At 71.9% G+C, this 21,617-nt stretch carries 22 protein-coding genes; 9 read left to right on the forward strand and 13 right to left on the reverse strand.

Features of this window, described 5'->3' with window-relative positions:
- From P0084_RS15295 to P0084_RS15305, 3 genes are all read right to left on the reverse strand, one after another.
- Window positions 1–386, reverse strand: a 386-nt coding sequence (locus P0084_RS15295) for a universal stress protein (RefSeq protein WP_308917745.1), incomplete at its 3' end; no start/stop codon positions are given.
- 56 nt (window positions 387–442) lie between these two features.
- Window positions 443–1,429 carry a hypothetical protein gene (locus tag P0084_RS15300; protein WP_308917746.1) on the reverse strand — a complete coding sequence of 329 codons (987 nt, stop codon included), beginning with the start codon at window positions 1,427–1,429 and terminating at the stop codon, window positions 443–445.
- 6 nt (window positions 1,430–1,435) lie between these two features.
- Entirely contained in the window at window positions 1,436–2,299 is an 864-nt protein-coding gene (locus P0084_RS15305) for a branched-chain amino acid aminotransferase (protein ID WP_308917747.1), read from the reverse strand.
- A 105-nt stretch (window positions 2,300–2,404) separates the two neighbouring features.
- On the opposite strand from P0084_RS15305, the gene P0084_RS15310 reads away from it, so the two are divergent.
- Window positions 2,405–2,857, forward strand: coding sequence for a pyridoxamine 5'-phosphate oxidase family protein (locus tag P0084_RS15310; RefSeq protein WP_308917748.1), 453 nt, complete (start codon window positions 2,405–2,407; stop codon window positions 2,855–2,857).
- The gene (locus tag P0084_RS15315) at window positions 2,776–3,345 is read left to right on the forward strand and encodes a YdcF family protein (protein ID WP_308917749.1); all 570 of its coding nucleotides are present in this window, start codon (window positions 2,776–2,778) and stop codon (window positions 3,343–3,345) included. Before P0084_RS15310 ends, P0084_RS15315 begins: the two co-directional genes overlap by 82 nt.
- Before the next feature lie 112 nt (window positions 3,346–3,457).
- Here the strand turns inward: P0084_RS15315 and rsmD are convergent, their stop codons facing one another.
- Together rsmD and P0084_RS15325 are read right to left on the reverse strand one after the other, a co-directional pair.
- Window positions 3,458–4,030, reverse strand: coding sequence for a 16S rRNA (guanine(966)-N(2))-methyltransferase RsmD (gene rsmD / locus P0084_RS15320; RefSeq protein WP_308917750.1), 573 nt, complete (start codon window positions 4,028–4,030; stop codon window positions 3,458–3,460).
- A 4-nt stretch (window positions 4,031–4,034) separates the two neighbouring features.
- On the reverse strand, window positions 4,035–5,240 hold the full coding sequence (locus P0084_RS15325) for an NAD(P)/FAD-dependent oxidoreductase (protein WP_308917751.1): 1,206 nt from the start codon (window positions 5,238–5,240) through the stop codon (window positions 4,035–4,037).
- Window positions 5,241–5,318: 78 nt separating this feature from the next.
- Between P0084_RS15325 and P0084_RS15330 the strand changes: the two genes are divergently transcribed.
- Window positions 5,319–5,807 carry a peroxiredoxin gene (locus tag P0084_RS15330; RefSeq protein WP_308917752.1) on the forward strand — a complete coding sequence of 163 codons (489 nt, stop codon included), beginning with the start codon at window positions 5,319–5,321 and terminating at the stop codon, window positions 5,805–5,807.
- 155 nt (window positions 5,808–5,962) lie between these two features.
- Here the strand turns inward: P0084_RS15330 and P0084_RS15335 are convergent, their stop codons facing one another.
- Window positions 5,963–6,394, reverse strand: a complete 432-nt coding sequence (locus P0084_RS15335) for a tellurite resistance TerB family protein (protein WP_308917753.1) — start codon at window positions 6,392–6,394, stop codon at window positions 5,963–5,965.
- A 91-nt stretch (window positions 6,395–6,485) separates the two neighbouring features.
- Here P0084_RS15335 and P0084_RS15340 point away from each other — a divergent pair, with 91 nt between their 5' ends.
- The 3 genes from P0084_RS15340 (at window position 6,486) to recQ (ending at window position 10,824) form a co-directional block, all read left to right on the forward strand.
- Window positions 6,486–8,072, forward strand: coding sequence for a lysine--tRNA ligase (locus P0084_RS15340; RefSeq protein WP_308917754.1), 1,587 nt, complete (start codon window positions 6,486–6,488; stop codon window positions 8,070–8,072).
- Between the two features lie 56 nt (window positions 8,073–8,128).
- On the forward strand, window positions 8,129–8,527 hold the full coding sequence (locus P0084_RS15345) for a DUF4864 domain-containing protein (protein ID WP_308917755.1): 399 nt from the start codon (window positions 8,129–8,131) through the stop codon (window positions 8,525–8,527).
- A 230-nt stretch (window positions 8,528–8,757) separates the two neighbouring features.
- A complete protein-coding gene (gene recQ / locus P0084_RS15350) occupies window positions 8,758–10,824 on the forward strand; it encodes a DNA helicase RecQ (RefSeq protein WP_308917756.1) in 2,067 nt (688 codons plus the stop codon).
- A gap of 60 nt (window positions 10,825–10,884) precedes the next feature.
- Here recQ and P0084_RS15355 read toward each other — a convergent pair whose 3' ends face one another.
- A complete protein-coding gene (locus P0084_RS15355; protein ID WP_308917757.1) occupies window positions 10,885–11,316 on the reverse strand; it encodes an ATP-binding protein in 432 nt (143 codons plus the stop codon).
- Window positions 11,313–11,651, reverse strand: a complete 339-nt coding sequence (locus P0084_RS15360) for an STAS domain-containing protein (protein ID WP_308917758.1) — start codon at window positions 11,649–11,651, stop codon at window positions 11,313–11,315. The genes P0084_RS15355 and P0084_RS15360 overlap by 4 nt, the downstream gene beginning before the upstream one ends.
- 208 nt (window positions 11,652–11,859) lie before the next feature.
- On the opposite strand from P0084_RS15360, the gene P0084_RS15365 reads away from it, so the two are divergent.
- The 3 genes from P0084_RS15365 to P0084_RS15375 are packed head-to-tail and all read left to right on the forward strand — an operon-like array spanning window position 11,860 to window position 13,255.
- Window positions 11,860–12,309, forward strand: coding sequence for a GAF domain-containing protein (locus P0084_RS15365; RefSeq protein ID WP_308917759.1), 450 nt, complete (start codon window positions 11,860–11,862; stop codon window positions 12,307–12,309).
- 26 nt (window positions 12,310–12,335) lie between these two features.
- The gene (locus P0084_RS15370; RefSeq protein WP_308917809.1) at window positions 12,336–12,782 is read left to right on the forward strand and encodes an MOSC domain-containing protein; all 447 of its coding nucleotides are present in this window, start codon (window positions 12,336–12,338) and stop codon (window positions 12,780–12,782) included.
- Window positions 12,779–13,255, forward strand: coding sequence for a GNAT family N-acetyltransferase (locus P0084_RS15375; protein ID WP_308917760.1), 477 nt, complete (start codon window positions 12,779–12,781; stop codon window positions 13,253–13,255). Before P0084_RS15370 ends, P0084_RS15375 begins: the two co-directional genes overlap by 4 nt.
- On the opposite strand, the gene P0084_RS15380 is transcribed toward P0084_RS15375, so the two are convergent.
- The 5 genes from P0084_RS15380 to P0084_RS15400 all read right to left on the reverse strand — a co-directional run bounded on the left by P0084_RS15380 (window position 13,252) and on the right by P0084_RS15400 (window position 21,427).
- Window positions 13,252–14,502: a lytic murein transglycosylase gene (locus P0084_RS15380; RefSeq protein WP_308917761.1), complete on the reverse strand. Its 1,251-nt coding sequence runs from the start codon at window positions 14,500–14,502 to the stop codon at window positions 13,252–13,254. The two genes, P0084_RS15375 and P0084_RS15380, sit on opposite strands and share 4 nt — an antisense overlap.
- 76 nt (window positions 14,503–14,578) lie before the next feature.
- Window positions 14,579–16,804, reverse strand: coding sequence for a ribonuclease R (gene rnr, locus P0084_RS15385; RefSeq protein WP_308917762.1), 2,226 nt, complete (start codon window positions 16,802–16,804; stop codon window positions 14,579–14,581).
- A gap of 45 nt (window positions 16,805–16,849) precedes the next feature.
- Window positions 16,850–18,640 carry a DNA mismatch repair endonuclease MutL gene (gene mutL, locus P0084_RS15390; RefSeq protein ID WP_308917763.1) on the reverse strand — a complete coding sequence of 597 codons (1,791 nt, stop codon included), beginning with the start codon at window positions 18,638–18,640 and terminating at the stop codon, window positions 16,850–16,852.
- 82 nt (window positions 18,641–18,722) lie between these two features.
- Window positions 18,723–20,054 (reverse strand): M16 family metallopeptidase, encoded by a 1,332-nt coding sequence (locus P0084_RS15395; protein ID WP_308917764.1) that lies wholly within the window; start codon window positions 20,052–20,054, stop codon window positions 18,723–18,725.
- Entirely contained in the window at window positions 20,051–21,427 is a 1,377-nt protein-coding gene (locus P0084_RS15400; RefSeq protein ID WP_374213684.1) for a M16 family metallopeptidase, read from the reverse strand. Before P0084_RS15400 ends, P0084_RS15395 begins: the two co-directional genes overlap by 4 nt.
- Between the last annotated feature and the right edge of the window lie 190 nt (window positions 21,428–21,617).

Genomic DNA, 21,617 nt, shown 5'->3' on the forward strand with positions numbered 1-21,617 from the left:
CCCGCCGACTTCGTCAGGGCCGTGACCAGGGGGCCGGGGCCGCCCTTCTCCGGGTTCGCGCCCAGCACGAGGATGCCGATCTCCGGGTCCTCGCGCACCTGGGCCAGGATCTCCTCGACCACGACGCCCTCGCGGATCACCAGGTGCGGCTCCAGGCCGTGCCGGTCGCGCATCCACTTCGCGAACACCTCGAAATGGGCGACGATGCGCTCGCGGGCCTCCTCGCGCATGACCTCGCCCACGCCGATCCAGTGCTGGAACTCGTCGGGCGGGATGACCGACAGGACCTCCACCCCCGCGCCGGTCTTCTCGGCGCGCATGGACGCGAAGCGCATCGCGTTCAGGCATTCGCGGGTGTCGTCCAGGACGACCAAGAACTTGCGCATGTGGGCTCCCCCCGAACGTCACGCCACCGGCGACATTGGCGATGCCGCGCCGCGCATCACGCGCGGGCGGGACGCGCGGCCCATCGCAGCGCCGCGCCGCCCAGCCGGGCCGCGGCGATCGCCCCCGCCTGCAGGACGCACAGCCAAGCCAGCGCCAGCGTGCCCGCCGCCATCCGCGACAGGCGGACCGTCGCGCGGAACACGCGCGCGCGGCCCAGCACCGCCATCGCGCGCGGCGTGGCCGCCCCCGCGGCGTCGGCCACGCGCGCCAGCCGGGCGGCATCGGCGGGTCCGTCCACGTGGCGCATCAACGCCAGCGCCCCGGTCAGCCCCACCGCGTCGCGCACCCGCCCCATGTCCCCGGCCAGCGCCCCCAGCGTCGCCACGTCCCGGGCGCGCGCGGCATCGCCCACCGTGCGCACCAGGCCGGGCGTCAGCGTGCCCATCCGCCGCGCCGTCCGCAGGAGGGCCGCGCCCGCCTTGACCGTGGCGCTGCCGCCGCCCGTCGCCACCAGCGCGCCGGTCGCGCCCAGCCCGACGGCCGCGAAGCCCGCGTCCAGCCCGTCCACAGGCTCGTCCGCGATCCAGGCCATGCCCGCGCGGCGCAGGGCGTTCGCGTCCCCCAGGGGCGACATCTCGAACGGCACGGCGCAGACGGCCAGCGCGGTGGTCGAGGGACAGGTCGCGATGTCCGCCATGCAGGCCCCGCACGCCTTGGCCTGCACCAGCCAGTCGTCCCGCGACGCGACCAGGGCCTCCGCCGCCGCGCGGGGGACGCCCTGCAGATGCAGATCGTCCGCGAGCGACAGCAGCATCGCGGCGCGGTCCGCGTCCCCCGCCGCCACCGCGCGGTCCAACTCCCCTGCGACCCATCGGGGGGAGGCCCTCAGCCGCACGGCCCGTTCCAGCGCGAGGGCGAGGTCCGTCCCGGACCGCTCCACCCACGGGGCGGCCAGCGGGTTCGTGGACAGCGCCCAGAGCGTCGCGGCCAGCGTGGCCCCCAGGGGCGAAAGGCGCAGGAGGACGCGCAGGACGGCCCGCACCGCGCGTCAGCCCCCGCCCAGGGCCCAGTCCCAGTACATCTCGCGCACGCGCCGGGTGACGGGACCCACCTGGTAGGACCGGTCGTCGAACGCGGTCACGGGCGTCACTTTGGTCAGGTTGCCCGACAGGAACACCTCGTCGGCGTCGCGCACGTCGTCGAAGGTCAGCACCGTCTCGTGCACCCGGACCCCGTCCGCGCGCAGGTTGGCGATGTGGCGCGCCCGCGTGATCCCCGCGAGGAAGGTGCCGTTGGCGACCGGGGTGAAGACCTCGCCGTCCTTCACGGTGAACACGTTGGACGTGGCCGATTCGGCCACGTTGCCCATCGCGTCGGCCACCAGGGCGTTGCCGAACCCCTTGCCCTGCGCTTCGGCCAGCATGCGGGCGTTGTTGGGGTACAGGCACCCGGCCTTCGCGTCGCAGACCGCGTCCTCCAGCACGGGGCGGCGGAAGCGCGTCGTGGTCAGGGTCGTGGTCTTGTCGGGGGCGAACATCCGCACCGCTTCCAGGCAGATGGCGAAGCCCGTCTCCGCGTCCGACGGCACGAGTCCCAGCTCGCTGCCGTGGATGCCCCAGTACATGGGCCGGATGTAGATCGCCTCGTCCGGGGCGAAGCCCGACAGCCCGTCATGGACGATCTCCACCATGGTGGCGGGGTCCATCGTGGGGCGCAGCATCAGGGCCTCCGCCGAGCGGTTCACCCGCGCGCAGTGCCGGTCCAGGTCGGGGGTCACGCCCTCGAACCGCCGCGCGCCGTCGAACACGCTGCTGCCCTGCCACGTCCCGTGGTCGGCCGCACGCATCACGGGCACGTCGCCGTCGTGCCAGGCCCCGTCGAACCAAGTGCGGATGGTGGTGCCGAAGGCCATGGCGACGTCCCTTCCCTTCGCGAGTCGGGGGCAGCCTAACCCCATCCGCGGGGCTGTCCACCGCGCGCCTTGCCCCGGCCCCGCGTCCGCGTCATCACGTGGCACATGGACCCCTATCGCGATCCCGACGACGCCGCGCGCGCCACCGCCGCGGGGCTGACCGCAGCCCAGCATGGCGCCCTGGCCACCCTGCGCGACGGCGCCCCCCTCGTGACGCGGGTGGCCTGTCTGTGGGTCCCTGGCCGGGGGCCGTCGCTGCTGGTGTCGGACCTGTCGGACCACGCCCGCGCGCTCGCCGCCGACCCCGCCTGCTCGATCCTCCTGGGCGACCCGGGCGAACGGGGCGATCCCCTGACCCATCCCCGGCTCACCGTGTCGGGACGCGCGGTGGAGGACGACAAGGCGGCCCTGCGGACCGCCTGGGCGGCGGAACGGCCGAAGACGCGCCTCTACTACGACTTCACCGACTTCCGGGTGTGGCGGATCGAGGTCGCCGATGCGCTCCTGAACGCGGGCTTCGGGCGGGCCTATCGCCTGGCCGCGTCGGACCTGCCCTGACGGGCCGCGCCGCCGTCGTACTGGGCTGCGCCCTGCGCGCCGGTCGGCCCAGCCCCGCGATGCGGCTGCGGGTGGCTCATGCGGCGGTCCTGTTCCATGACCGTCGCGTGGACCGGATCGTCGTCACGGGCGGCGGCGGCCCCCCGTCGGAAGCCGAGGCGATGCGCGGCCTCCTGCGCGCCGCGGGCGTGCCGGACGGGGCCGTGATCCCCGAAGGCCGGGCCGCGAACACATTCGAGAACCTGATCTTCGCCCGCGCGCTCCTGCCCCCGGACACCGCCGTCACGATCGTCAGCAGCCGGTGGCACCTGCCGCGCGCCCGTCTGATCGCCGCGATCCTTGGCTGGCGCGTCGCCGCCTCCGGGCCCCGCGGCACCGCGCCCCGGCCCGCGGCGATCCGCGCCGCCCTGCGCGAGGTCGCGGCCGTGCCCCCTTCGGCGATGCGGGCGCTGGGGTGGCGGCTTCGGGGGACGGGGAAGGGGCTCTGACGGCGCGGACCGCGCCGCCGGCGGATCGTCGCGCAGGAAACCGGATCATCCCCGGGCCCGACCCGGGGCCCTTCCCCCGCCTCCCCCGACGGCGGCGGGCCGGCCCGCACCCTCACCCCCCGGCGGCGGCTTCCGCGCGCGCATAGGTCACCGTCGTGTCCCCGTACCGCCGCACGTCCAGCACCGCGAGGCCCGCCACGGGGTCGGGCGGGCCGCGATCCTCCCAGACCACCGCCGCGCCCGGCGCCAGCCATCCGTTCGACAGCAGCGCCGCCAGCGCCGCCTCGCCCAGCTTGCGGCCGTAGGGGGGGTCCAGGAAGACCACGTCGTGCGGGATGCCCGCGCCCGGCCGGGTCGCGTCCCGCGCCACGATCCGCGCCGTGTCGGGGGGCACGCGCAGCAGCGCCATGTTGGCCCGCAGCAGGGCCAGCCCCGCGCGGCCCCGTTCCAGGAACAGGGCCGTCGCCGCGCCCCGCGACAGCGCTTCCCACCCCAGCGCGCCGGTGCCCGCGAAGGCATCCAGGACCTTGGCCCCCTCCAGGTCCACCGCCAGGGGGCCGTGGGCCAGCGTGTTGAACACCGCTTCGCGCACGCGGTCGGTCGTCGGGCGCAGGTGGGCGTCCGCGTCCCCCGCCCCCACGGGGGCCAGCCTGCGCCCCCGCCACCGACCGCCCACGATGCGCACCGCGCTACAGCAGCGACTTGATCGGCGTGGCCGGGTCGCGCAGCGCGTCGCGGTCGGGCGACCGCCCCGCCTCGATCAGGCGCTTGCCCACCATGTAGTCCCGCGGCGCCGCGATGGCGTCCACGGCCAGGAGGTCGGGCCCGGCGAAGTACCAGTGCGACCGCGCCCCGTCCGCGTCGCGCACGACGACGTTGTCGAACCCGTCGTTCAGCCCCGCGATCTGCAGCTTCACGTCGTACTGGTCCGACCAGAACCAAGGCTTCGCCGCATAGGGCGCGTCCGCGCCCAGGAGGTTCGCCGCCACCGCCTCCGCCTGCTCGATGGCGTTGGGCACCGATTCCAGGCGCAGGCGGCCGTCGCGCCACGGAAACGACGCGCAATCCCCCGCGGCCCAGATCCCGGGCGCCGAGCTGCGGCCCATCGCATCCACCGCGATCCCGTCGTCGAGCGCCAGGCCCGCCCCTTCGGCCAGCGCGGTCGCGGGCGCGATGCCGATGCCGCAGACCACGGCGTCGACCTCCAGCACGGTGCCGTCCGACAGGTGCGCCCGCGCCACCGCGCCGTCCGGCCCCGCTTCCAGGCGGTCCAGCGCCGCGGCCTCGCGGATGTCGACCCCGTGGCGGCGGTGCAGGTCGGCGAACCATGTGGCCGTGTCCCAGCAGGCCACGCGCGACAGCAAGCGCTTGGCCGCTTCCAGCAGGGTCACGCGCATCCCCGACTTGCGCGCGACCGCCGCCGCTTCCAGCCCGATATACCCCCCGCCCACCACCAGCAGGTGGCCGCCGTTCCGCACGTAGGGGGCGAAGGCGTCGATGTCGTCCAGCGTGCGGATGGTGAACACGCCCGGCAGGTCGCCGCCGATCGCCGCGGGCAGGCGGCGCGGCACCGACCCCGTGGCCAGGACCAGCGCGTCCCACCCTTCCGCCCCGCCGTCGTGGGTCAGCGTGCGGGCCCTCGCGTCGATCGACCGCACGGGGTCCGAGACCCGCATCTCGACGTCGAGGTCGGCATAGAACGCCGCCGGACGCAGTTGCAGCCGGTCGCGCGTCACCTCGCCCAGCAGGTAGCCCTTCGACAGGGGCGGGCGCTGATAGGGCAGGCGCCCCTCGTCCCCCCAAAGGGTCAGGCGTCCCCCGAAGCCGCCCTTGCGCAGCCCCTCGACCAGGGTGGCGCCCGCCTGTCCGGCCCCCACGACGGCGATGTGATCCACTGCGCGCATCCTCCACTGGCCCGGCCGTTCCCCGCGGTATAGGGGATGCCCCGAGCGACGCAATCGATGGAGTGCCCCATGACCATAGCGCAAGGCGACCGCCTGCCCGAAGCCAGCCTGATCCGCATGGGCGACGGCGGGCCCGAACCCGTGACCCTGTCCTCCGTCACCGCCGGCAAGACCGTGGCGCTGTTCGGCGTGCCGGGCGCCTTCACCGGCACGTGCAGCAACGCGCACATGCCGTCCTTCGTGAACAACGCCGACGCGCTGAAGGCGAAGGGCGTGGACGCCATCGTGTGCGTCGCCGTGAACGACCCCTTCGTGATGCAGGCCTGGGCGAAGGACACCGGCGCCGATGGGGCCGGCATCCACATGCTGGCCGATGCGGACGGTGCGTTCACGAAGGCGATGGGCCTCGACTTCGATGCCCCGCCCGTAGGTTTCCACGGCCGCTCCCGCCGCTTCTCGGCCTTGGTGGAGGACGGCACCGTCAAGACCCTGTCCGTGGAGGAGAGCCCCGGCGTCTGCGACGTCTCGTCGGGCGACGCGATGCTCAAGGCCCTCTGACCCCGACCCGGGCCCACGACGCGGTCCGCCCCGGCGGACCGCCGGACACCACCCCCCGATCGGAACGGCTCAGCATACCGTCACGCCAACCGCAGACGGTGATTTCGCGTATGCACGGGGGGTGTACGGGGGGTGCATGCCCCGGACGGTGCCCTTCAAGCCATCGGCAGGTGCCTGGCGCGGGCGCCCCGTTCGATGGCCGCGGCATGCAGCGGGTCGAGGTCCAGCTCGTATGTCAGCTCCCGCAGGAGGCGCAGTTCGGACTGCCGCACGTCGCCGTCCGCTGCGGCCACGTCGCAGGCCAGCGCATACGCCGTCTCGAAGTGGCTGGGGGGCACGTACTCCCTGATGAGGCTGTATATCTGCTCCAGCCCGTCCTCGTCCTCCAGCAGGTCGAACACGATCTGCGCCACCGCCTCGATGCGGTCGTCCTCGTAGGCGGCGAACAGTGGCAGGTGGTTGACGATGGACTGGATCGTCAACAACTCCGCCGTGCGGATGTTGGCGTCCGACGCCGACACCGTGATCATCAGCGCCACCAAGGCGTCCTGCGGCGAGAAGGCGCTGTCCGGCGGCAGGTTGGTCATCGTTCACTCCTCGTTGACCGTGCCGATTTATTGACCCGGTCCCCGCCCCACAATAGGGGCGGCGGCCTACGCGACATTGGGGATTCCTTCCATGACCGACCTGCGCGACGCCGCCCTGCAATCGAAGGCCTGGCCGTTCGAGGAGGCCCGCCGCGTCCTGAAGCGGCTGGAGGCGGACCCCAAGCCGGAGGTGATCTTCGAGACCGGCTACGGCCCGTCCGGCCTGCCACATATCGGCACGTTCGGCGAGGTCGCGCGCACCACGATGGTGCGCCGGGCGTTCGGAGCTATGTCAGACGTGCCCACGCGCCTGATCTGCTTCAGCGACGACCTGGACGGCATGCGCAAGGTGCCCGACACCGTGCCCGACCCGGACGCCCTGCGCGAACACCTGCAGAAGCCGCTGACCGCGGTCCCCGACCCCTGGGGCACCCACTCCAGCTTCGGCGATCACAACAACGCGATGCTCAGGCGGTTCCTCGACACGTTCGGCTTCGAGTACGAGTTCGTCAGCGCCACCGAATTCTATCGCTCCGGCCGCTTCGACGACGTCCTGCGGCGCGCGGTCGAACGCTACGACGACCTCATGGCGATCATGCTGAAGTCCCTGCGCGACGAACGGCGCCGGACCTACAGCATCTTCCTGCCGATCCATCCGGAAACGGGTCGCGTCCTCTACGTGCCGATGAAGCACGTCGACGCCGCAAACCATACGGTGACCTTCGACGACGAGGACGGGCGCGAATGGACGCTGCCCGTCACGGGGGGGCAGGTGAAGCTGCAATGGAAGCCCGACTTCGGCGCCCGCTGGGCGGCGCTGGGCGTCGACTTCGAGATGTACGGCAAGGACCACTCGACCAACACGCCGATCTATGCCGGGATCTGCCGCAGGCTGGGCGTCCGCCCGCCGGAGAACTTCACCTACGAGTTGTTCCTCGACGAGAACGGCGAGAAGATATCGAAGTCGAAGGGCAACGGCCTGACCATCGACGAATGGCTGACCTACGCCACGGCTGAATCGCTGTCCTACTTCATGTACGGCAAGCCCAAGACCGCCAAGCGGCTATGGTGGGACGTGATCCCCAAGGCAGTGGACGAATACCATGGGCAACTGCGCGCCTATCATGCGGCCGACGATGTGGCGAAGCGGCTGGCGAACCCCGTCTGGCACGTCCACGGGGGCGACGTGCCCCGGTCCGACATGGTGGTCCCGTTCTCCATGCTGCTCAACGTCGCTTCCGTGTCGGGGGCCGAGGACGCCGCGACCCTGTGGGGCTTCATCCGTCGCTACGCCCCCGACGCGTCGCCCGAGGCGAACCCGCAGATGGCCCGCGCGGCGGAAGGCGCGGTCCGCTACTATCGGGACTTCGTGAGGCCCGCGAAGGTGTTCCGCGCGCCCGACGATCGCGAGGTCGAAGCGTTGGAGGATCTGCGCGATCGGCTGGCGTCCTATGACGGGCCGGTGGAGGACGAAGCCCTGCAAGCGGTCGTCTACGACGTCGGACGCGACCGGTTCGACCCGCTGCGCGACTGGTTCAAGGCGCTCTACCAGGTGCTGTTGGGCGCAGACCAGGGGCCGCGCTTCGGGGGGTTCGTCGCGCTCTACGGCGTGGACGCCACCGTGGCGCTGATCGACCGGGCGCTGGCCGGCGAATTGGTCGCAAGCGCGGACGGTTGATCGGGAGGGGCCGCCCGCTAGGCTTTCCCCTAGGACAGTTGGAAAGGGGACATGCCATGCGCTCGATCATCCTCGCGGCCCTGCTGACGGCGGCACCCGTCGCCGCCGCCGCCGACGAGACGGCCATCCGGGGCGTCATCGACGATCAGATCGCCGCGTTCGAAGCCGACGACTTCGACGGGGCGTTCGCCTATGCGGCGCCCAACATCCGCAGTCTGTTCGGCTCGCCATCCAACTTCGGGCGGATGGTGCGCGACGGCTATCCGATGGTGTGGCGCCCCGGATCGGTCGAGTATCTGGGCGCGGACGACCGCGGGCGCCTGTGGGATCAGGACGTGATGATCACCGACGACGCGGGGCGCCTGCACCGGCTGCGCTACAGCATGGTGCGGACGCCGGACGGCTGGCGCATCGCGGGGGTGCGCATCCTGGCCGAACCGGAGGTCGGCGCCTGACGATTTCGTGTCCGTCGTTAACGCGCCGTTAACCATTCCGGCGCTAAGGTCTTTCAAGGATGGAGAAAGCGCCATCCCAGGCAGTTCGAAATCGCTGCCGTCACTCACGGACCGGGGCGTCGTCGATCCTCCCCCACGGCGACGCCCCATCCCTGGGCCCCCTCCCTCCGCTTGATCCCGATTCCCCGGTATGGGAACAGGGCGTCCCATCCCTGGACCCGGGCCGTTCGATGGACAGCGACTCCACCTTTCCCGCCGACCCGATGCCCGTCCTCCGACGGGTGTTCGGCTTCGACGACTTCCGCCCCGGTCAGCGCGAGGTGGTGGACGCGGTGATGGCAGGCGGCGACGTCATGGCGATCATGCCGACGGGGGGCGGCAAGTCGCTGTGCTATCAGTTGCCCGCGTTGTGCACCGACGGCTTGACGGTCGTCATCTCGCCGCTGATCGCGCTGATGCGCGACCAGGTCCGCGCCCTGCACGAGGCGGGCGTCTGCGCCGGCGCCCTGACCTCGGGCAACACGGACGAGGAGACCGACGCCGTCTGGGAAGCCATCGAGGGCGCGCGCCTGAAGCTGCTCTACGTTGCGCCCGAACGACTGGCATCGGGCGGGACCGAGCGCCTGCTGCGTCGCGCGAACTGCACCCGCATCGCCGTGGACGAGGCGCATTGCGTCGCGCAATGGGGCCACGACTTCCGCCCCGACTATCTGCGGATTGGGGATCTCCGACGCGCCCTGGGCGTGCCCCTGGCCGCCTTCACCGCGACGGCGGACGCGGAAACGCGCGACGAGATTGCCGCGCGCCTGTTCGACGGCGACCCGCAGGTCTTCCTCTATGGCTTCGACCGACCCAACCTGGCCCTGGCCTTCGCCGCCAAGGACGGACCGCGGCGACAGGTCCTGTCCTTCGCCGCCGCGCGCCGGGGGCAGGCGGGCATCGTCTATTGCGGCACGCGCGCCAAGACCGAGACGCTGGCCCGCGCCCTGGCGGACGACGGCCACAGCGCGGCGCATTATCACGGCGGCATGGAGGCCGAGGATCGCCGCGCGGTGGAGGGGCGGTTCCAGCGCGAGGACGGGCTGATCGTGGTCGCGACGATCGCCTTCGGCATGGGCGTGGACAAGCCCGACATCCGTTGGGTGATGCATGCCGACCTGCCCAAGTCGATCGAGGCTTATTACCAGGAGATCGGGCGCGCAGGCCGCGACGGGGCGCCCGCCGACACGCTGACGCTGTTCGGCGCCGACGACATCCGCTTCCGCCGCCAGCAGATCGATGAGGGGCTGGCCCCGTCCGAACGCAAGTCCGCCGACCACGGGCGCCTCAACACGCTGCTGGGCCTGGCGGAGGCACAGGGCTGCCGGCGACAGGTCCTCCTGCGCTACTTCGGCGAAGGCGATGCCCGGCCTTGCGGCAACTGCGACCTGTGCGCCAAGCCGCCAGAACTGTTCGACGGCACCACCGCCGTGCGGAAGGCCCTGTCGGCCATGCTGCGCACGGACGAGCGATTCGGTACGGGCCACCTGATCGACGTCCTTCTGGGCGTCGAAACGGACAAGGTCCGCCGCTTCGGCCACGATCGTCTGCCGACCTTCGGTTGCGGGTCGGACATGCCCAAGGCGCAGTGGCAAGCTGTGTTCCGGCAGATGATGGGCCTCGACCTGGTGCGCCCCGATCCCGAACGTCACGGCGCGCTGCGCATGATGCCCGCCGCCCGCCCGATCCTGCGCGACGAGGCCACGATCACGCTGCGCAAGGACGCGATGGCGCGGGCGGAACGCCGCCCCGCCGTCAAGACGCTGGTATCGGAGGAAGACGCGCCCCTCCTGTCCGCTTTGAAGGCCAAGCGCCGCGCCCTGGCCGAAGCGCAGGGGGCGCCTGCCTACATCGTGTTCAACGACCGGACCCTGATCGAGATGGCCGAGCGCCGCCCCGCGACCCTGGACCAGATGGCGGGCATCACCGGCGTCGGCGCCGCCAAGCTGGAGAAGTACGGCGCCGCCTTCCTGTCCGTCATAACGGGCGAGGTGCCGGATCCCGTCCACCCCGCGCGGCGCAAGCTGGCCGGGCGGTCGCAGGGCGACGTCTACGATCGCCTCCTGGCGGCGCAGACGGATCTGATCCGGGGCAGCGACGGAACGGAGAAGCCGCTGTCCTGCTCGTCCTCGCTGTTGGCGAAGGTCGCGGGCGCGCGGCCCGACCGGGGCGACGTGGACCGCGTCCTGGGGCCGCGCTATGCGGACCGCTTCGGAGCGGCGTTCACCGCCATCCTGCAGGAGGCGGCGGAGGCCTGAGCGTAGGGGGATGGACGGAGCCGTCGATCCCGGACGGCCCGCGCCGCACGCCCGAACCGGCTAGATCGAGAAGGTCAGGTGGTTGCGACCGTCGGCACGTTCGTAGGTCATGTCGTCCACGAGGGTGTGGATGATGAACCACCCGAACCCGCCTTCGGGCATGGCGTCCGCGTCGACGGTCACGTCCGGGGCCTGCGCGCCCTGAAGCAGGTGCAGGGGCAGGGGACGGCCGTCGTCGGCGATGGCGACTTCCGCCCGGTCGGCGGGGTTCATGCGGATGATCATCTCGATCCAGCCGTCGGTCCGATCGGCCATGCCGTGCTCGACCGAGTTGTTCAGGACTTCGCCCAGAACGATGACCAGGTTGTCGCGCCGCTCGACCCCAAGCGGGCTCGCGCCCAGATCGGCCTGTGCACGCGACAGGGCGCCGCTCACGCCCGCTTCCGTTCCCGCGAAGCGGTCCCGGAACAGCACCCGGCCGCCGAGCGTCATGCGGCGTCGCGCGGTTCGAGCGCGGCATGCCGATCCACGTGCAGCACGAACACCTTGTCCATCTTGGTCAGCGCCAGCACCTTGCGCATGATGGGGCCGGCGCCCGCAAGCTCCAGCTTGCGGCCGGGGATCAGCTTCATCACGCCCACGAGCGCGCCCAGACCGGAGGAATCAAGGAACTCGACCTGCGTGACGTCGAGGACGACCCGTCCGGGATGGTCCGCGGTCGCGGCCCGCACGGCGTCCTTGAATCCGACCGCGCCGGCCGCGTCGATGCGCGGGGCGTTGACCGTCAGGACGATGACGTCACCCTCGATTTCATGATCGACCCGCATGCGGCCCTCCACGGCGTTGGACCGGCGGCGTGCCGGCGTCGGGGCGATCTAGGGGCCGAAGGCTTACGATTTCGCAAACGAGGTCGTGCCTGCCCGGGGGTCGGGCCGATCGGCTGCGCCATCGGTGGAATTGCGCGTTCGCATCCGCGCTTATCGCGCGGCCCGCGTCCGTGTCCTATCCTGTTCCGGGGTATTTCGGAGCGGGCGCATGGAAGAGTACGACCGGTTGAAGGCCAAGCTGCAGGAGCAACTCGGCAGCGAGGACGACGTGACGGCGCGCATGGCGACGATGGCCACGATGCTGCATGACTCGGATGGGCGGTTCGACTGGACGGGGTTCTATCGCGTCGCCTCGCCCGATCGGATGGTGGTGGGCCCCTATGCCGGCCCGGTGGCGCGGGTCTCGATCTCGACCGATGACGGGATCGTCGGATCCTGCCTGCGGACTGGCACGGCGCAGATGGTGGTCGACGGGTCCGCCGACGAGATGCGCACCGATGCCGGGCCGTCGGTCCGCTCTTCGCTGGCCCTGCCGGTGAAGGACACGCAGGACGACACGATCGCGGTCCTGGCCCTGGACAGCGACGAGCGCGACGCCTTCGACGAGGTCGACGTTTCCGGCCTGACGGACATCCTGGACCACGTCTTTCCCCGGTGAACGACGTCTCGGGGTTGCGCGCGCTGATGGCGCGGCACCACGCCGCCGGCGTGGTGCGGTGGATCGGCCTGCGCCCTGCCAGACGGGCCGAGGTGGTGTCCGTCGATCGCGCGACGATCCGGGCGCGGGGGCTCGACGGCGACCGCCATCCCAGCCCGGGCAAGCGGGCCGTCACGCTGATTCAGGCCGAGCATGTCCCCGTGATCGCCGCCCTGTGCGGGCGGGACGTCGTACCCGCCCTGCTGCGCCGGAACCTGGTCGTGTCGGGCCTGAACCTCGCCGCGTGCAAGGGGCGCGACGTCGCCGTGGGCACGGCGGTGCTGCACCTGACGGGCCCCTGTGCGCCCTGCTCGCGCATGGAGGAGGCGTTGGGACCGGGCGGCTACAACGCGGTGCGCCACCACGGCGGCTGGTGCGCGTGCGTCCTGGCGGAGGGTGTGGTTGCAATCGGCGATGCGGTGCGCCCGCTGTGATCCGCGATGCCCGCCCCGCCGACCGCGACGCCATCGTCGCCCTGCAGGTCGCCAGCTGGCGGCAGGCCTACGCCGCCTTCCTGTCGCCGGACTATCTGGCCCATGGGTTGCCGGACGATCTGGCGGCGATGTGGGCGCCGCGACTGGCGGGGGACGAGATCGCGCTGGTCCACGAGGACGGCGACGCCATTACGGGCATGATCTGCTGCCTGACCGATCGCGACCCCGCCTATGTCGACAACCTGCACGTCGATGCGTCCCGCCGCGGCGGGGGGATCGGCGCGGCGCTGTTGCGGGCCTGCTTCGATCGGCTGCGCGACCGGGGACGGACGGCTTGCGCGCTGACCGTCTGGGCGGGGAACCACCGGGGGCTTCGGTTCTACGAACGGATGGGCGGCGTGGCGGGCCCGGAGCGCGACGCGATGCTCGTCGGCCATCCGATCCGCGACATCCCCATCCGCTTCGCGCTCTAGCTGCCGGTCGCGGCGCGCAGGCGGTCCAACAGGCCCGGACCGGCATAGCCGTCGGGCGTCAGGCCACGCGCGGCCTGCCAGCGGCGGACCGCGTCAAGGGTCAAGGGCCCCACCTTGCCGTCCACGCCGCCCGGATCGAAGCCCGCGCCTCGCAGGCGGCGCTGTACCTCGCGCCGTTCCGCCCCCGTCAGGGCACGGTCGCCGCGGGGCCAGCCCGCCTGCCAGCCCGGTCCGCCCGCGATGCGGTCCGACAGGTGTCCGACCCCGATCACGTAAGCGTCCGCCGGGTTGTAGCGTTCGATCACCGCGAAGTTTGGATAGCGCGCGATGGCCGCGCCCTTCGCCCCCGCGGGCACCAGGATCGATACGCGGTTGTTCGCGGGCAGCGGCGAGCCGTCCGCCCGGCGAACGCCGCGCTCGGTCCAGAACGACGCGGGCCGGACCGTCACCTCGCCCGTCAGCGCATAGTCGAACCCGTCGGGCAACTGGACTTCCATCCCCCAGGGCTCGTCCGTCCGCCAGCCGAAGTTCGACAGGTAGGCCGCGGTGGAGGCCAGGGCATCGACGGGGTCGTCGGCCCAGATATCGCGCCGCCCGTCACCGTCGTGGTCGACCGCGTGGTCGAGGTACGACGTCGGCATGAACTGGGTGTGCCCCATCGCACCCGCCCAGGATCCCCGCATGGCGGCGGGGGTCACGTCGCCCGCCTGCAGGATGCGCAGGGCGGCGATCAGTTGCGCTTCGAAGAAGCGCGCGCGGCGGCCTTCGGCGGCCAGGGTCGCCAGCGCGGACAGGGTGTGGGTGTCGCCCCGGAACGTCCCGTAGGCCGATTCCAGCCCCCACACGGCGACCACGACCTCCGCCGGGACGCCGTGCGCCGCCTCGATGGCCTGCAGCGCGTCGTGGTGGCGGGCCAGCGCCTTGCGCCCGTTGGACACGCGCAGGTCGCTGACGGCGCTGTCCAGATAATCCCACAGCGTCTTCGTGAACTCGGATTGGTTGCGGTCGCGGCGCACCACGTCGGGCACGACGCGCACGCTCGCCACCGCCGCATCGAAGGTGGCCGCATCGATGCCCGCCGCCAGGGCCCGCGGCCGGAACGCGCGGGTCCAATTGTTCAGGTCGGGCAGGTCCGGAACGGCGGCGGCGCGCACCACATCCGGTCGGGCCTGGGGCCGCGGCGACGTGTCAAGGGCGTTCCCCGTCCCGGTCGCCAGGATCGTACATAGGATCGTCGTTCGGATCATCGCCGCCACCCCTTCCCGTGTTCCCCACTTGCACGATGCCAAACGCGGGGGCGTTGGGGAAGGGGGCGCGCGCGTCCTATCGCCGGCGTGCGACCCGGCGCGATCCCTTGCGCTTGACGGGGCGGGACCGCGCGTTGCGCCGGGGCCGGGCCACCGCTTCGCCGTCGGCCGACAGCAACTCCAACGTCAGCCCGCCCGTGACGGGCAGGGCTTCGGCCAGGCGCACCGTCACGGGCTGGCCCAACCCCAGGGTCAGGCCGCTGTCGGCGCCGGTCAGGGTGTTCGCCTCCCGGTCGTAGCGGAAGTATTCGTTCCCCAGCGAGCGCACGGGGATCAGGCCGTCGGCGCCCGTCTCGTCCAGCTTCACGAACAGGCCGAAGGGCTGGACGCCCGACACCCGGCCCGCGAACTCGGCCCCCACCTTGTCGGCCAGGAACGCTGCCAGGTAGCGATCCGTCGTGTCGCGCTCCGCCATCATCGAACGCCGCTCGGCGGCCGAGATCAGCTCGCCCGTCCGTTCCAGGTGCTCGACGTCCCCTTCGCTCAGACCATCGTCGCCCCAGCCGTGCTTCGCGATCAGCGCGCGGTGGACGACGAGGTCGGCATAGCGGCGGATGGGCGAGGTGAAGTGCGCATAGGACCGCAGCGCCAGTCCGAAATGGCCGAAGTTCCGCATGCCGTAATAGGCCTGCGTCATCGCCCGCAGGGTCGATATGCTTATCAGCTCGGACAGCTCCGTCCCCGCGGCGTCGTGCAGCAGCTTGTTGAGTTGCGCGGGCCGCAGCACCTGGCCCTTGGCCAGTTTGAAGCCCGACGCCTCCGCCGTTTCGCGCAAGCTGTCCAGCTTGTCTTCCGGCGGCTCCTCGTGGACGCGGTAGAGCAGGGGGGTGCCGTGCAGGGTTTCGGCGGCGGCGACGTTCGCCAGGATCATCGCCTCCTCGATTAGGCGGTGGGCATCCAGGCGGTCGCGGAAGGCCACGGAGGTGACGGTGCCGTCCTCGTCCAGCTGGATGCGCCGCTCGGGCAGGTCCAGGTCCAGCGGCTGGCGCTTGGCGCGGGCGCGCTTCAGCGCGCCATAGGCCGCATAGAGGGGGCGGATCACGCCGTCGAGATAGGGGGCGGTCCGATCGGTCGGCGCGCCGTCGATCGCGGCCTGCACCTCCTCGTAGTGCAGGCTGGCCGGTGACCGCATCAGGCCGCGCGCGAAACGGTGCGACAGCTTCTGCCCAGCGTCGTCCAGCACCATGCGGACCGCGATGCATGGCCGGTCCACGCCTTCGTGCAGCGAGCACAGATCGCCCGACAGCGCGTCGGGCAGCATCGGCACGACGCGGTCCGGGAAGTAGGTGCTGTTCCCACGCTCCCGCGCCTCCGCGTCCAGGGCGCTGCCCGGGCGGACGTAGTGGGCGACGTCGGCGATGGCGACCCACAGGACGTGGCCGCCCGGGTTCTTCGGGTCGTCGTCGGGCACCGCGCAGACGGCGTCGTCGTGATCGCGTGCGTCGCTTGGGTCGATGGTTATCAGCGGCAGGTTGCGCAGGTCTTCCCGCCTGCCCAGGTCTGTTACCGGCTCCGCCTGCGCCACCTCGTCCAGCACGGCGTCGGGGAACGTGTCGCGCAGGCCGTGCTCGTGGATGGCGATCAGGCTGACGGACTTCGCCGCGGTCGGATCCCCCAGGCGGGCGACGATGCGGGCCTGAGGCAGGCCCATGCGGCCCTTGCCGCCCGTCTGCTCCGCTTCCACCAGCTCGCCGTCGCGGGCGTCTTCGGTCGCGCCCGCGGGGATGCGCCATTCGCGATCGTCGCCCTTGCCCACGGGGATCAGGCGCCCCCCTTCCGAACCCCGGCGGAACACCCCCAGCATCCGGCGCGGGCCGGACGACAACTTGCGGATCAGGCGGCCGCGGTGGGTGTGGTCGTTCCCGCCCTCCACGGACTGGACGCGGACCAGCAGCCGGTCGCCTTCGGCCACGGCCGGGTCGCCATCGGCTGGGACGAACAGGATGCGCGGTTCTGGCGCATCGCCCTTCCAGTCGTGGGGGGCCAGGAACACATCGCCGTCGCGGTCGACCTCCGCCACCTTCAGGACGCTGACGGGCGGCAGGCGGTTCGGGTCTTCGAAGGTCTTCTTGCGCTTCGTCAGGTGTCCCTCGTCCTGCAACTCGCGCAGGACGCGCTTCAGGTCGATGCGCGCGGCTCCCTTTACGCCGAAGGCCCGGGCGATGTCGCGCTTCGACGTCTGGGCGGGGTTGTCGGCGATCCATTGCAGGATCTGCGGCTTGGTGGGGATCGGACTGCTCATGCGGGGGCAGCTAGCACGCGGGCGGGGCGGGTCACAGGCCGCGGCTCAACGACCGAACAGGCGCTCGATGTCCGCCAGCTTCAGTTCCACGAAGGTGGGGCGCCCGTGGTTGCAGGTGCCCGCCTTGGGCGTCGCCTCCATCTGGCGCAACAGCGCGTTCATCTCGGGCGCGGACAGGTGCCGGCCCGTGCGGACGGAGCCGTGGCAGGCCATGCGCGACAGCACCGCGTCGATCCGTGCCCGGACCGGCGCGGCATCCCCCCCGTCGTCGATCGCATCCATCACGTCACGCAGCAGGGCGCCCGCGTCGCAGGGCCCCAGGATGGCGGGCGTGGCGCGCACGGCGACGGCGCCCGGGCCGAACGCCTCCACCTCCAGGCCCAACCTCGCCAGAGGCAGGTCAAGAACCGCCGCCGCGCGGTCGCCCAACTCCACGATCTCGGGGATCAGCAGGGCCTGCGCCGGGACCCCGTGGTCGGCCTGCGCCTTGAGGCGTTCGTAGAGCAGGCGTTCGTGGGCGGCGTGGGCATCCACGATGACCATGCCGTCGTCGGTCTGCGCGACGATCCAGTTCGCGTGCAGCTGCGCCCGCGCCGCACCGAGGCGGCCCACGGGTTCGTCCGGGGACGAGGGCGCGTCATACCGGGCGGCGGCCTCCGCCATGCCGGACAGGCCGGGATCCTGCATCGCGTAGGCGGCGGACCGGGCGCCCGCCCCGGGCCGGTCCATCTGGTACCGGGGGGCCTCGGGCCGGGGTCGCATCGCCCCCAGGGCGTCCCCCGCCATCACGGTCGACCCGCGCAGGCCGACTTCCGCCAGCGCGTGCCGCAGCGCACCCACGATCAGGCCGCGCACGTCGCCGGGGGACCGGAACCGCACCTCCGTCTTGGCGGGATGGACGTTCACGTCCACCATGTCCAGCGGACAGACGAGGTAGAGGGCCGCGACCGGGTGGCGGTCCTTCGGCATGACGTCACCGTATGCCGCGCGCAGGGCGCCGGTCAGCATGCGGTCGCGTACGGGGCGGCCGTTGACGAACAGGAACTGATGGGTGGCGTTGCCGCGCCCCTGCGTCGGCAGTCCCGCATGGCCCGACAGACCCAGGCCGTCCCGGTCCGCGTCGATGGGAAGGCTGTCGGACGCGAAGCCCGCCCCAAGGATGCAGCGCAGGCGGGTCAGGCGGGCTTCGGCCCCTCCTTGAGCGTCCGCCCGCAGCAGGATGCGGGCGCCGTCGGTGACGTCGGTGACGACGAAGCCCACCCCGGGCACCGCCATCGCCAGCCGGCGCATCATGTCGGTGACGGCCATCGTCTCCGCCCGCGCGGTCTTCAGGAATTTCAATCGCGCGGGGGTGGCGAAGAACAGGTCGCGCAGCTCGACCACCGTGCCGGGCGCGCAGGCCACGGGGCGGACGTCCGACGCCATGCCGCCCGATAATTCCAGCACGGCGCCGTCCGCGTCCGCGACGCGCGACGCGATGCGCAGGCGCCCGACCGCGCCCATGGAGGCCAGCGCCTCGCCGCGGAAGCCGAAGGTGCGGATGGCGGTCAGGTCCGTGCCGTCGATCTTCGACGTCGCATGGCGCGCGACGGCCAGGGGAAGGTTGTTCGCGGCGATCCCGTGGCCGTCGTCGATCACGCGGATCAGGCGCCGGCCACCATCCGCGATGTCGACCGCGATGCGCGTGGCGCCCGCGTCGAGCGCGTTCTCCACCAACTCCTTCACCGCGCTCGCCGGACGCTCCACCACCTCGCCCGCGGCGATGCGGTTCACCGCCGCCTCGCCCAGGAGGCGGATGGCGGCGGGGCGCGGGGGGGCGGCGTCGGCGGCGTTCATGACGGGCAGGGTAGCACCCGGGCGTCACCCCGTCAGGGGGCGGAAGGGGTTGTCCACAGGAAAGGGCACCGGACCGGCGCCCTCAGCCTTCCGGCAGGGTCCCGCTTTCCACCCCCTCGGGCTGTCCGACAACGAGGAAGTGCAGATCTTCGGGGCGCATGATGCGCCGCGCGACGCGCTGCACGTCGTCCAGCGTGACGGCGTTCACCCGGTCGTTGCGCGTCTCGATGTAGGTGGTGGGCCAGCCCTGCGACTGCATCCCCACGAGGATCCCCGCGATGGTGCCGTTGCCGTCGAAGCGCAGCGGATAGGCCCCGGTCAAGAAGGTCTTCGCCCGGTCCAGCTCCTCCTGCGTGATGCCGTTCTCGGCGATGTCGGCCCATTGGTCGCGCACCACCGCGATGGCCTCCGCGACGCGGTCGTTGCCGGAACTGAACTGCCCCAGATGGGACGCGCCGTAATCGCGCGGCGACAGGTAGCTTCCGATCCCGTAGGTCAGGCCGCGCTCCTCGCGCACCTCGGTCATCAGGCGGGAATCGAAGCCGCGCCCTCCCAGAACGTGGTTCATGACGAAGGCGGGGAAGAAGTCGGGATCGTCCTGCATGATGCTGTCGTGCCCGAAGATCACGACCGATTGCGGCGTGGGGAACTCGGTGACGGTGACGCCGCCGTCCAGGGCATAGTCGGCCATCGGGATGTCCACCGCCTCGCCCTCGGGCAGACCGCCCAGCAGCTCGTCCAGCACTAGGCCCAACTCCTCGGCGGTGATGTCGCCCGTCGCGCCGACATGCATGCGCGACCTGACAAGCGTGCGCGCATGCGCGTCGACCAGGTCGTCCCGCGTCAACCCGGCGACGGACTCGGTGGTGCCGTCCACGGGCCGGCCATAGGGATGGTCAGGATAGGCCAGCTCGGACGCCTTGCGCCCCGCGATCGCCGACGGGTCGTTGTTGTCCTGCTCGATCACGGCCAGGACCTGCTCGCGGACGCGCTCGATGGCGTCCGGATCGAAGCGGGGCCGGGTCAGCGCGTCGCGCAGCAGCGCCACGCCTTCGTCGCGGTTCTCCGTCAGGAAGGCGGCGCTGACGTTCACCCCGTCGTGATACGCGTCGAAGCCGAACCGCGCGGCCAGCCCTTCCACGGCTTCCGCGAAGGCCTGGGCGTCGCGCTCGGCAGCGCCCTCCTCCAGAAGGGCCACCATCAGGTTGGTGGCGCCCACGGCGTCGTCGGGATCCAGGACGGCCCCGCCGTCGAACCGGATCTCCAGGGCGACGAAGGGAATGGACGATTCCTCGACCAGCCACGCCTCGATTCCGCCGGGGGAGGTCACCTCCTGTATCTCGACTGCGGCGTGGGCGCTGACGGGCAGGGCCAGGGCGGCCGCGGCCACCAGGATGCGAAGGGGATGGATCATTGCGTCGTCTCCTGCGGGTCGGCGGGCCGGGTCAAATACCCCGTGACCGACGTTTCCGGCCGCAGGACGGCGCGGGCGGCGGCCACGATGTCGTCGCCCGTCACCGCGTCGAGGATGCCGGGCCAGGCGGCCACGTCGCCCACGCCCAACCCGGCGGTGACGGCGTTGCCATAGGTGCTCGCGCGCTCCTGGAGGCTATCGCGGCCGTAGATCTCGGCCGCGCGGACCTGCGCCTTGATGCGGTCCAGCTGCACGGAGTCCACCCCGTCGGCGATCAGCGTCTCGATCATACGGTCCATGTCGGCTTCCGCCTCCGCCAGGGTGCGGTCGGGCGTGGGCACGACCAGGAGGCCGAAGGTCGTGTCGTCGAGCGACGTGCCGTTGTAGAACGCGGAGGTGTAGAGCGCGGTGCCCTCCTCCTGCTCCAGCGTGCGGCCCATCAGCGACGTCTGGGAGGAACCGCCCATCACGGCGGCCAGGAGCGTCAGCGCGGCCGCGTCCTCCTGCGCGCCGGGGTCGCGCTCGGGCGCCAGATAGGTCCGGATCACATAGGGGTTCGACACCCGCGGGTCGGCGTATTCCAGCCGCCGGGGCGCCAGTTGCGGCGGCTCCTGCGGACGCATTCGCGGGCCGATCGCCGGGTTGGCGGGAACGGGGCCGTAGTGTCGGCGCGCTAGGGCCTCCACCTCCGCGGGGTCGACGTCGCCCGCGACGATCAGGGTCGCGTTGTTGGGGCCGTAATGGTCGGCGTAGAAGTCCAGCGCGTCCTGCAGGCCCAGCTCCCGGATCTCGGCCTCCCATCCGATGATGGGAATGGCATAGGGGTGGTTGAGGTACTGCATGGCCTGGCGCTGCTCGCCGAACAGGGCGCCCGGATTGCTGTCGGTGCGCTGCGCGCGCTCCTCCAGGACGACGTCGCGTTCGGTCAGCACCTCCCCCTCGTCGAGGCGCAGGTTCGCCATCCGGTCGGCCTCCATCTCCATCATCAGCCCCAGCCGGTCGGCGGCCACGCGCTGGAAGTAGCCGGTGTAGTCCTGGCTGGTGAAGGCGTTGTCCGTGCCCCCCTGCGCCGCCACCGTGGCGCTGAACTCGCCCGGTTCCAGCGTTTCGGTCCCCTTGAACATCAGATGTTCCAGGAAGTGCGCGATGCCCGACCGTCCGGGCGGCTCGTCGGCGGCGCCGACATCGTACCAGACCATGTGGACGACGACGGGCGCGCGGTTGTCCTCGATCACGATGGCGTCCAGGCCGTTGTCCAACGTGAAGGTGGACACGGTGTCGTCCCCGAACGCGGCAGGATCCGCAGGGGCGTCCGTCTGCCCGGCGGCAGGCAGGGCGGCGGCCAGCAGGGCCGCGGTCAGAAGGCGTCGCAACGGCGTCTCCGTGGTTTCGAATGGGATCGCGTCTTCGTTAGGGCAGATAAGGCCGGGACACCCGGGTTTCCAACGGGGGGGCGGTGCGCCTGCTGGTCACGGTCGCGTGGGCACGTCTGGGCGGGGGACCGCACGAATTGTGTCAAGACGCCAGAACTGTTGATAAACTCCCGCGCATGCCCGATGCTGC

It is taken from the genome of Jannaschia maritima (genome assembly GCF_030973515.1).
Lineage (GTDB): Bacteria > Pseudomonadota > Alphaproteobacteria > Rhodobacterales > Rhodobacteraceae > Jannaschia > Jannaschia maritima.

Bases quoted from the DNA above. Each gene is read 5' to 3' on its own strand.
- P0084_RS15305 (WP_308917747.1), bottom strand. From the start codon at position 2,299: ATGGCCTTCGGCACCACCATCCGCACTTGGTTCGACGGGGCCTGGCAC.
- P0084_RS15310 (WP_308917748.1), top strand. From the start codon at position 2,405: ATGGACCCCTATCGCGATCCCGACGACGCCGCGCGCGCCACCGCCGCG.
- P0084_RS15330 (WP_308917752.1), top strand. From the start codon at position 5,319: ATGACCATAGCGCAAGGCGACCGCCTGCCCGAAGCCAGCCTGATCCGC.
- P0084_RS15335 (WP_308917753.1), bottom strand. From the start codon at position 6,394: ATGACCAACCTGCCGCCGGACAGCGCCTTCTCGCCGCAGGACGCCTTG.
- P0084_RS15340 (WP_308917754.1), top strand. From the start codon at position 6,486: ATGACCGACCTGCGCGACGCCGCCCTGCAATCGAAGGCCTGGCCGTTC.
- P0084_RS15345 (WP_308917755.1), top strand. From the start codon at position 8,129: ATGCGCTCGATCATCCTCGCGGCCCTGCTGACGGCGGCACCCGTCGCC.
- recQ (WP_308917756.1), top strand. From the start codon at position 8,758: ATGGACAGCGACTCCACCTTTCCCGCCGACCCGATGCCCGTCCTCCGA.
- P0084_RS15355 (WP_308917757.1), bottom strand. From the start codon at position 11,316: ATGACGCTCGGCGGCCGGGTGCTGTTCCGGGACCGCTTCGCGGGAACG.
- P0084_RS15360 (WP_308917758.1), bottom strand. From the start codon at position 11,651: ATGCGGGTCGATCATGAAATCGAGGGTGACGTCATCGTCCTGACGGTC.
- P0084_RS15365 (WP_308917759.1), top strand. From the start codon at position 11,860: ATGGAAGAGTACGACCGGTTGAAGGCCAAGCTGCAGGAGCAACTCGGC.
- P0084_RS15370 (WP_308917809.1), top strand. From the start codon at position 12,336: ATGGCGCGGCACCACGCCGCCGGCGTGGTGCGGTGGATCGGCCTGCGC.
- P0084_RS15380 (WP_308917761.1), bottom strand. From the start codon at position 14,502: ATGATCCGAACGACGATCCTATGTACGATCCTGGCGACCGGGACGGGG.
- rnr (WP_308917762.1), bottom strand. From the start codon at position 16,804: ATGAGCAGTCCGATCCCCACCAAGCCGCAGATCCTGCAATGGATCGCC.
- mutL (WP_308917763.1), bottom strand. From the start codon at position 18,640: ATGAACGCCGCCGACGCCGCCCCCCCGCGCCCCGCCGCCATCCGCCTC.
- P0084_RS15395 (WP_308917764.1), bottom strand. From the start codon at position 20,054: ATGATCCATCCCCTTCGCATCCTGGTGGCCGCGGCCGCCCTGGCCCTG.